The sequence below is a fragment of the Klebsiella sp. genome (assembly GCF_027492335.1).
In the GTDB taxonomy this organism is placed as follows: Bacteria; Pseudomonadota; Gammaproteobacteria; order Enterobacterales; family Enterobacteriaceae; genus Klebsiella; species Klebsiella huaxiensis.
This window is the reverse complement of record NZ_JAPUEW010000097.1, coordinates 21,472-31,976: the sequence shown is the minus strand read 5'-3', so window position 1 is coordinate 31,976 and position 10,505 is coordinate 21,472. Positions and strand designations below refer to the sequence as shown.

At 51.3% G+C, this 10,505-nt stretch carries 4 protein-coding genes and 1 pseudogene; all 5 read left to right on the top strand.

Features of this window, described 5'->3' with window-relative positions; genetic code table 11:
• Nucleotides 1–130, top strand: a pseudogene (gene rplA, locus QVF11_RS27085) (50S ribosomal protein L1); the annotation flags it as partial.
• Nucleotides 131–545: 415 nt separating this feature from the next.
• Entirely contained in the window at nucleotides 546–1,043 is a 498-nt protein-coding gene (gene rplJ, locus QVF11_RS27080; protein WP_004097644.1) for a 50S ribosomal protein L10, read from the top strand.
• A 66-nt stretch (nucleotides 1,044–1,109) separates the two neighbouring features.
• Nucleotides 1,110–1,475, top strand: a complete 366-nt coding sequence (gene rplL / locus QVF11_RS27075) for a 50S ribosomal protein L7/L12 (RefSeq protein WP_049842133.1) — start codon at nucleotides 1,110–1,112, stop codon at nucleotides 1,473–1,475.
• A gap of 325 nt (nucleotides 1,476–1,800) precedes the next feature.
• Nucleotides 1,801–5,829, top strand: a complete 4,029-nt coding sequence (gene rpoB / locus QVF11_RS27070) for a DNA-directed RNA polymerase subunit beta (protein WP_112217117.1) — start codon at nucleotides 1,801–1,803, stop codon at nucleotides 5,827–5,829.
• Between the two features lie 76 nt (nucleotides 5,830–5,905).
• Nucleotides 5,906–10,129, top strand: coding sequence for a DNA-directed RNA polymerase subunit beta' (rpoC, locus tag QVF11_RS27065; RefSeq protein ID WP_112217118.1), 4,224 nt, complete (start codon nucleotides 5,906–5,908; stop codon nucleotides 10,127–10,129).
• Nucleotides 10,130–10,505 lie beyond the last annotated feature (376 nt).

Sequence of the window (10,505 nt, the reverse complement as noted above, 5' to 3'; positions counted from 1 at the left end):
GGTTGCGCTGAAAAAAGCAAAACCGACTCAGGCTAAAGGCGTGTACATCAAGAAAATCAGTATCTCCACCACCATGGGTGCTGGCGTTGCCGTTGATCAGTCCGGTCTGACTGCGACTGTGGCGAACTAATATTCGCCTTTACGTGGGCGGTGATTTTGTCTACAATCTTACCCCCACGATTCTGCTAATTGCAGACGTATATCCGAGATATTCAGGCTGTGGCAAGGCGACAACTGAGTGAATTGCCAGGAGCATAGTTAACTATGTGACTGGTGTGAACGAAGGCAGTCAACGCCGCCACAGATTGAATAGCGACAGATAGACAAGATTTGTTCGTTGGAGCCTGGCCTATCCAGGCCTCCGTCGAAGACCGCAGGTGTTTCGTCAGAAACTTAATCCCCTGCGTAGACGGTGACAGAACGCTAAGATTATTTTTGGATACTCTGGCTTGTTTCTGCTCACCGTATTAAGACGCTCTCCTCTTCGAGTTGAGTGAAGTGAGTTCCAGAGCATGAGCTCTGGCAAACATCCAGGAGCAAAGCTAATGGCTTTAAATCTTCAAGACAAACAAGCGATTGTTGCTGAAGTCAGCGAAGTAGCCAAAGGCGCGCTGTCTGCAGTAGTTGCGGATTCCCGTGGCGTAACTGTAGATAAAATGACTGAACTGCGTAAAGCAGGTCGTGAAGCTGGCGTTTACATGCGTGTTGTTCGTAACACCCTGCTGCGCCGCGTCGTTGAAGGTACTCCGTTTGAGTGCCTGAAAGACACGTTTGTTGGTCCGACCCTGATTGCATACTCTATGGAACACCCGGGCGCTGCTGCTCGTCTGTTCAAAGAGTTCGCGAAAGCGAATGCAAAATTTGAGGTCAAAGCCGCTGCCTTTGAAGGTGAGCTGATCCCGGCGTCGCAAATCGACCGCCTGGCAACTCTGCCGACTTACGAAGAAGCAATTGCACGCCTGATGGCAACCATGAAAGAAGCTTCGGCTGGCAAACTGGTTCGTACTCTGGCTGCTGTACGCGATGCGAAAGAAGCTGCTTAATCGCAGTTATCTTTGTAAAGCATCTGCTTACGTATAAACTTATTCTGATATTCAGGAACAATTTAAATGTCTATCACTAAAGATCAAATCATTGAAGCAGTATCCGCTATGTCCGTAATGGACGTTGTTGAGCTGATCTCTGCAATGGAAGAAAAATTCGGTGTTTCCGCTGCTGCTGCTGTAGCTGTAGCTGCTGGCCCGGCTGAAGCTGCTGAAGAAAAAACTGAATTCGACGTAATTCTGAAAGGTATCGGCGCTAACAAAGTTGCCGTTATCAAAGCAGTACGTGGCGCAACTGGCCTGGGTCTGAAAGAAGCTAAAGACCTGGTAGAATCTGCTCCGGCTGCTCTGAAAGAAGGCGTGAGCAAAGATGACGCTGAAGCACTGAAAAAATCTCTGGAAGAAGCTGGCGCTGAAGTTGAAGTTAAATAAGCCAACTTTTCCGGTTGCAGCCTGAGTAATCAGGCTGATGGCTGGTGACTTTTTGGTCACCAGCCTTTTTGCGCTGTAAGGCGCCAGTAGCATTTCACACTGTTTGACTACTGGTTGTCCTGACAATGCTTGTTTCTATAGACGACTTAATATACTGCGACAGGTTAGGGCTCCTGAGCTGTGTAAATTGCAATGAAATGGTTTAAGCGTGATAGAAACAGGTATTGCGGAAAGTGTTCCATTTTCCGGTCAACAAAATAGTGTTGCATAAAAAACTGCCTTATGTGGGCAGATGGGTCGACTTGTCAGCGAGCTGAGGAACCCTATGGTTTACTCCTATACCGAGAAAAAACGTATTCGTAAGGATTTTGGTAAACGTCCGCAGGTTCTGGACATACCTTATCTCCTTTCTATCCAGCTTGACTCGTTTCAGAAGTTCATCGAGCAAGATCCTGAAGGACAGTATGGTCTGGAAGCAGCTTTCCGTTCCGTATTTCCGATTAAGAGCTACAGCGGTAATTCTGAGCTGCAATACGTCAGCTACCGTCTGGGCGAACCTGTTTTTGACGTTAAAGAATGTCAGATTCGTGGCGTGACCTATTCGGCACCGCTGCGTGTAAAACTGCGTCTGGTGATCTACGAGCGCGAAGCGCCGGAAGGCACAGTCAAAGACATTAAAGAACAAGAAGTCTACATGGGCGAAATTCCGCTCATGACTGACAACGGCACCTTTGTTATCAACGGTACCGAGCGTGTTATCGTTTCTCAGCTGCACCGTAGCCCGGGCGTCTTCTTTGACTCCGACAAAGGTAAAACCCACTCTTCGGGTAAAGTGCTGTATAACGCGCGTATCATTCCTTACCGTGGTTCCTGGCTGGACTTCGAATTCGATCCGAAAGACAACCTGTTTGTACGTATCGACCGTCGCCGTAAACTGCCTGCGACCATTATTCTGCGTGCACTGAACTACACCACTGAGCAGATCCTTGACCTGTTCTTCGACAAAGTGGTCTTTGAAATTCGCGATAACAAGCTGCAGATGGAGCTCATTCCTGAGCGTCTTCGCGGTGAAACAGCTTCTTTTGATATCGAAGCCAACGGCAAATTGTACGTCGAAAAAGGCCGCCGCATCACTGCACGCCACATTCGCCAGCTGGAAAAAGACGATATCAAACATATCGAAGTTCCGGTTGAGTACATTGCAGGTAAAGTTGCATCTAAAGACTATGTTGACGCATCTACCGGTGAGCTGATCTGCTCTGCGAACATGGAGCTGAGCCTGGATCTGCTGGCGAAGCTGAGCCAGTCTGGCCATAAGCGCATTGAAACTCTGTTCACCAACGATCTGGACCACGGTGCATACATTTCTGAAACTGTACGCGTCGACCCAACCAACGATCGTCTGAGCGCACTGGTAGAAATCTACCGCATGATGCGCCCTGGTGAGCCGCCGACTCGTGAAGCAGCTGAAAATCTGTTCGAGAACCTGTTCTTCTCCGAAGACCGCTATGATCTGTCAGCGGTTGGCCGTATGAAGTTCAACCGCTCTCTGCTGCGTGATGAAATCGAAGGTTCCGGTATCCTGAGCAAAGAAGACATCATCGAAGTGATGAAAAAGCTCATTGATATCCGTAACGGTAAAGGCGAAGTCGATGATATCGACCACCTCGGTAACCGTCGTATCCGTTCCGTAGGCGAAATGGCGGAAAACCAATTCCGCGTTGGCTTGGTGCGTGTTGAGCGTGCGGTGAAAGAGCGTCTGTCTCTGGGCGATCTGGATACCCTGATGCCTCAGGATATGATCAACGCCAAGCCGATTTCTGCCGCGGTTAAAGAGTTCTTCGGTTCCAGCCAGCTGTCTCAGTTTATGGACCAGAACAACCCGTTGTCTGAGATTACGCACAAACGTCGTATCTCCGCACTCGGCCCAGGCGGTTTGACCCGTGAACGCGCAGGCTTTGAAGTTCGAGACGTACACCCGACTCACTACGGTCGCGTATGTCCTATCGAAACGCCTGAAGGTCCGAACATCGGTCTGATCAACTCCCTGTCCGTGTACGCACAGACTAACGAATACGGCTTCCTTGAGACTCCGTACCGTAAAGTAACCGACGGTGTTGTTACCGACGAAATTCATTACCTGTCTGCTATTGAAGAAGGCAACTACGTTATCGCTCAGGCGAACTCCAACCTGGATGACGAAGGCCACTTTGAAGAAGACCTGGTAACTTGTCGTAGCAAAGGCGAATCCAGCTTGTTCAGCCGCGACCAGGTTGACTACATGGACGTTTCCACCCAACAGGTGGTTTCCGTCGGTGCGTCCCTGATCCCGTTCCTGGAACACGATGACGCCAACCGTGCATTGATGGGTGCGAACATGCAACGTCAGGCGGTTCCGACTCTGCGTGCTGATAAGCCGCTGGTTGGTACCGGTATGGAACGTGCTGTTGCCGTTGACTCCGGTGTAACTGCGGTTGCTAAACGTGGCGGTCTGGTTCAGTACGTGGATGCCTCCCGTATCGTTATCAAAGTTAACGAAGACGAGATGTACCCGGGTGAAGCAGGTATCGACATCTATAACCTGACCAAATACACCCGTTCTAACCAGAACACCTGTATTAACCAGATGCCGTGTGTGTCTCTGGGTGAGCCAATTGAGCGCGGCGACGTGCTGGCAGATGGCCCGTCTACCGACCTCGGTGAGCTGGCGCTCGGTCAGAACATGCGCGTGGCATTCATGCCATGGAATGGTTACAACTTCGAAGACTCCATCCTCGTATCCGAGCGTGTTGTTCAGGAAGACCGTTTCACTACCATCCATATTCAGGAACTGGCATGTGTGTCCCGTGACACCAAGCTGGGGCCGGAAGAGATCACTGCTGACATCCCGAATGTGGGTGAGGCTGCGCTCTCCAAACTGGATGAATCCGGTATCGTTTACATTGGTGCAGAAGTCACCGGTGGCGACATTCTGGTTGGTAAGGTCACGCCGAAAGGTGAAACCCAGCTGACGCCAGAAGAGAAGCTGCTGCGTGCAATCTTCGGTGAGAAAGCGTCTGATGTTAAAGACTCTTCTCTGCGCGTACCAAACGGTGTTTCCGGTACGATTATCGACGTTCAGGTCTTTACCCGCGATGGCGTAGAAAAAGACAAACGTGCGCTGGAAATCGAAGAGATGCAGCTGAAGCAGGCGAAGAAAGACCTGTCTGAAGAATTGCAGATCCTCGAAGCTGGCCTGTTTGGTCGTATCTACGCGGTGCTGGTTTCCGGTGGTGTTGAAGCTGAGAAGCTCGACAAACTGCCGCGTGACCGTTGGCTGGAACTCGGCCTGACCGACGAAGAGAAACAAAATCAGCTGGAACAGCTGGCTGAGCAGTATGACGAACTGAAACACGAGTTCGAGAAGAAACTCGAAGCGAAGCGCCGCAAAATCACTCAGGGCGACGATCTGGCACCAGGCGTGCTGAAGATTGTTAAAGTGTATCTGGCCGTTAAACGTCAGATCCAGCCTGGTGACAAAATGGCAGGTCGTCACGGTAACAAGGGTGTTATCTCTAAGATCAACCCGATCGAAGATATGCCTTACGATGAAAACGGCACGCCGGTAGACATCGTACTGAACCCGCTGGGCGTACCGTCTCGTATGAACATCGGTCAGATTCTGGAAACCCACCTGGGTATGGCTGCGAAAGGTATTGGCGAGAAAATCAATGCCATGCTGAAACAGCAGCAAGAAGTCGCCAAACTGCGCGAATTCATCCAGCGTGCCTACGATCTGGGTACAGACGTTCGTCAGAAGGTCGATCTGAATACCTTCAGTGATGAAGAAGTTCTGCGTCTTGCTGAAAACCTGAAAAAAGGTATGCCGATCGCAACGCCAGTATTCGACGGTGCGAAAGAGTCTGAAATCAAGGAACTGTTACAGCTGGGTGGCCTGCCGACTTCCGGTCAGATCACGTTGTTTGACGGTCGTACCGGTGAGCAGTTCGAGCGCCAGGTAACCGTTGGCTACATGTACATGCTGAAACTGAACCACCTGGTTGATGACAAAATGCATGCGCGTTCTACCGGTTCTTACAGCCTGGTTACTCAGCAGCCGCTGGGTGGTAAGGCGCAGTTCGGTGGTCAGCGCTTCGGGGAGATGGAAGTGTGGGCGCTGGAAGCTTATGGCGCGGCATACACCCTGCAGGAAATGCTCACTGTTAAGTCTGATGACGTGAACGGTCGTACCAAGATGTATAAAAACATCGTGGACGGCAACCATCAGATGGAACCGGGCATGCCAGAGTCCTTCAACGTACTGTTGAAAGAGATTCGCTCGCTGGGCATCAACATCGAACTGGAAGACGAGTAACTCTCGCTCAAACAGGTCACTGGTGCCGGGATAATTCCCGGCGCCAGATTGTGCTAACTCCGACGGGAGCAAATCCGTGAAAGATTTATTAAAGTTTCTGAAAGCGCAGACTAAAACCGAAGAGTTTGATGCGATCAAAATTGCTCTGGCCTCGCCAGACATGATCCGTTCATGGTCTTTTGGTGAAGTTAAAAAGCCGGAAACCATTAACTACCGTACGTTCAAGCCTGAGCGTGACGGCCTTTTCTGCGCCCGTATCTTTGGGCCGGTAAAAGACTACGAGTGCCTGTGCGGTAAGTACAAGCGCCTGAAACACCGTGGTGTGATCTGTGAGAAGTGCGGCGTTGAAGTGACCCAGACTAAAGTACGCCGTGAGCGTATGGGCCACATCGAACTGGCGTCTCCGACTGCGCACATCTGGTTCCTGAAATCGCTGCCGTCCCGTATCGGCCTGCTGCTCGATATGCCGCTGCGTGATATCGAACGCGTACTGTACTTCGAATCTTATGTCGTTATCGAAGGCGGTATGACCAACCTGGAACGTCAACAGATCCTGACTGAAGAGCAGTATCTGGACGCGCTGGAAGAGTTCGGTGACGAATTCGATGCGAAGATGGGTGCGGAAGCAATCCAGGCCCTGCTGAAAAGCATGGATCTGGAGCAAGAGTGTGAAACTCTGCGCGAAGAGCTAAACGAAACCAACTCCGAAACCAAGCGTAAAAAGCTGACCAAGCGTATCAAACTGCTGGAAGCGTTCGTGCAGTCTGGTAACAAACCAGAGTGGATGATCCTGACCGTTCTGCCGGTTCTGCCGCCAGATCTGCGTCCGCTGGTTCCGCTGGATGGTGGTCGTTTCGCAACTTCAGATCTGAACGATCTGTATCGTCGCGTGATTAACCGTAACAACCGTCTGAAACGTCTGCTGGATCTGGCTGCGCCGGATATTATCGTACGTAACGAAAAACGTATGCTGCAGGAAGCGGTCGACGCCCTGCTGGATAACGGTCGTCGCGGTCGTGCGATCACAGGTTCTAACAAACGTCCTCTGAAATCTTTGGCTGATATGATCAAAGGTAAGCAGGGTCGTTTCCGTCAGAACCTGCTCGGTAAGCGTGTTGACTACTCCGGTCGTTCTGTTATCACCGTAGGTCCATACCTGCGTCTGCATCAGTGCGGCCTGCCGAAGAAAATGGCACTGGAGCTGTTCAAACCGTTCATCTACGGCAAGCTGGAACTGCGTGGCCTGGCCACTACCATCAAAGCTGCTAAGAAAATGGTTGAGCGTGAAGAAGCTGTCGTTTGGGATATCCTGGACGAAGTTATCCGCGAACACCCGGTACTGCTGAACCGTGCACCAACCCTGCACCGTTTGGGTATCCAGGCATTTGAGCCAGTACTGATCGAAGGTAAAGCTATTCAGCTGCACCCGCTGGTTTGTGCGGCATATAACGCCGACTTCGATGGTGACCAGATGGCTGTTCACGTACCGCTGACGCTGGAAGCCCAGTTAGAAGCGCGTGCGTTGATGATGTCTACCAACAACATCCTGTCCCCAGCGAACGGTGAACCTATCATCGTTCCTTCTCAGGACGTTGTATTGGGTCTGTACTATATGACCCGTGACTGTGTTAACGCCAAAGGCGAAGGCATGGTGCTGACTGGCCCGAAAGAAGCTGAGCGTATTTATCGTGCTGGCCTGGCTTCTCTGCATGCGCGCGTTAAAGTGCGTATCACCGAGTACGAAAAAGATGAAAGCGGCGAATTCGTCGCGAAAACCAGCTTGAAAGACACGACCGTTGGCCGTGCCATTCTGTGGATGATCGTACCTAAAGGTCTGCCGTTCACCATCGTGAACCAGGCGCTGGGTAAAAAAGCGATCTCTAAGATGCTGAACACCTGTTACCGTATCCTGGGCCTGAAACCAACCGTTATTTTTGCGGACCAGACGATGTACACCGGCTTTGCTTATGCAGCGCGTTCAGGTGCATCCGTTGGTATTGATGACATGGTCATCCCGGAGAAAAAATACGAGATCATCAGCGAAGCGGAAGCTGAAGTTGCTGAGATTCAGGAACAGTTCCAGTCTGGTCTGGTAACTGCGGGCGAACGCTATAACAAAGTTATCGATATCTGGGCTGCGGCGAACGATCGTGTATCTAAAGCGATGATGGATAACCTGCAAACTGAAACCGTGATTAACCGTGACGGCGAAGAAGAGCAGCAGGTTTCGTTCAACAGCATCTACATGATGGCCGACTCCGGTGCGCGTGGTTCTGCTGCACAGATTCGTCAGCTTGCTGGTATGCGTGGTCTGATGGCGAAGCCGGATGGCTCCATCATCGAAACGCCAATCACCGCGAACTTCCGTGAAGGTCTGAACGTACTTCAGTACTTCATCTCCACGCACGGTGCGCGTAAAGGTCTGGCGGATACCGCACTGAAAACAGCGAACTCCGGTTACCTGACTCGTCGTCTGGTTGACGTTGCCCAGGACCTGGTTGTCACTGAAGACGACTGTGGCACCCTGGAAGGCATCACCATGACCCCGGTTATCGAGGGTGGCGATGTTAAAGAACCGCTGCGCGATCGCGTACTGGGTCGTGTGACTGCTGAAGACGTTCTGAAGCCGGGCACCGCGGACATTCTGGTTCCACGCAATACGCTGCTGCACGAGCATTGGTGTGACCTGCTGGAAGAGAACTCCGTTGACTCCGTCAAAGTGCGTTCCGTTGTATCCTGTGACACCGACTTTGGTGTATGTGCGCACTGCTACGGTCGTGACCTGGCGCGTGGCCACATCATCAACAAAGGTGAGGCCATCGGCGTTATCGCGGCACAGTCCATCGGTGAGCCGGGTACACAGCTGACGATGCGTACGTTCCACATCGGTGGTGCGGCATCTCGTGCGGCTGCTGAATCCAGCATCCAGGTGAAAAACAAAGGTAGCATCCGTCTGAGCAATGCGAAGTCGGTTGTGAACTCTGCCGGTAAGCTGGTCGTGACCTCTCGTAACACCGAGCTGAAGCTGATCGACGAATTCGGTCGTACCAAAGAGAGCTATAAAGTTCCTTACGGTGCGGTGATGGGCAAAGGTGATGGTGAGCAGGTTGCTGGCGGGGAAACCGTAGCGAACTGGGATCCGCACACCATGCCGGTAATCACTGAAGTAAGTGGTTTCATCCGCTTTACTGACATGATTGACGGCCAGACCATTACTCGTCAGACCGACGAGCTGACCGGTCTGTCTTCGCTGGTGGTTCTGGATTCTGCAGAGCGTACAGCGGGTGGTAAAGACCTGCGTCCGGCCCTGAAAATCGTTGATGCTAACGGTAACGACGTTCTGATCCCTGGCACCGATATGTCTGCGCAGTACTTCCTGCCAGGTAAAGCGATCGTCCAGTTGGAAGATGGCATCCAGATCAGTGCGGGTGACGCTTTGGCGCGTATTCCTCAGGAATCCAGCGGTACCAAGGATATCACCGGTGGTCTGCCGCGCGTTGCGGATCTGTTCGAAGCACGTCGTCCAAAAGAGCCAGCAATCCTGGCGGAAATCAGCGGCATCATTTCCTTCGGTAAAGAAACCAAAGGGAAGCGTCGTCTGGTTATCACTCCGTTAGACGGTAGCGATCCGTACGAAGAGATGATTCCGAAATGGCGTCAGCTCAACGTGTTCGAAGGCGAACGTGTAGAACGTGGTGACGTGGTTTCCGACGGTCCGGAAGCACCGCACGACATCCTGCGTCTTCGTGGCGTACACGCGGTAACGCGTTACATCACCAACGAAGTACAGGACGTATATCGTCTGCAAGGCGTTAAGATTAACGATAAACACATTGAAGTTATCGTTCGTCAGATGCTGCGTAAAGCGACCATCGAAAGTGCTGGTAGCTCCGACTTCCTGGAAGGCGAGCAGGTTGAATACTCCCGCGTCAAGATTGCTAACCGCGATCTGGAAGCGAACGGCAAAGTGGCGGCAACGTACTCCCGCGACCTGCTGGGTATCACCAAAGCGTCTCTGGCAACCGAGTCGTTCATCTCTGCAGCATCGTTCCAGGAGACCACGCGTGTCCTGACCGAAGCAGCCGTTGCGGGTAAACGCGACGAACTGCGCGGCCTGAAAGAGAACGTCATCGTGGGTCGTCTGATTCCGGCCGGTACCGGTTATGCTTACCACCAGGATCGTATGCGCCGTCGTGCAGCAGGCGAACAGCCAGCTGTACCGCAGGTAAGTGTTGAAGAAGCTTCAGCTAACCTGGCAGAACTGCTGAACGCAGGTCTGGGTGGTTCCGACAACGATTAATCGTTGATTCGTTAAGCGCTTAAAAAGCCAGTCGGGTTTCCTGACTGGCTTTTTTTATTGTCATTTCTGAACATGGACTATCTTCTCAGAGGGCTGTCATTTAGCGCCTGCCAACCGATCGGCATTCTTTATCACATCCATTTTAATTTACATTTTATTAATGTTAACACCTCAATTAATTATCAATTAATCATTAAGATAAATTATTAATTGCTATTTATTAATTGCGTCATCAATTGATAGGCGGAAATTCTACACGTATCAAAAAATAAGATCCGCAAACTCTATATAGTCAAAAAACTCAAATAATCATGTGATTACTTTCCCTGTTTTTTTCGGTTTACCACAACTGAGGAGATTGCTGCGCCTGTCGAAA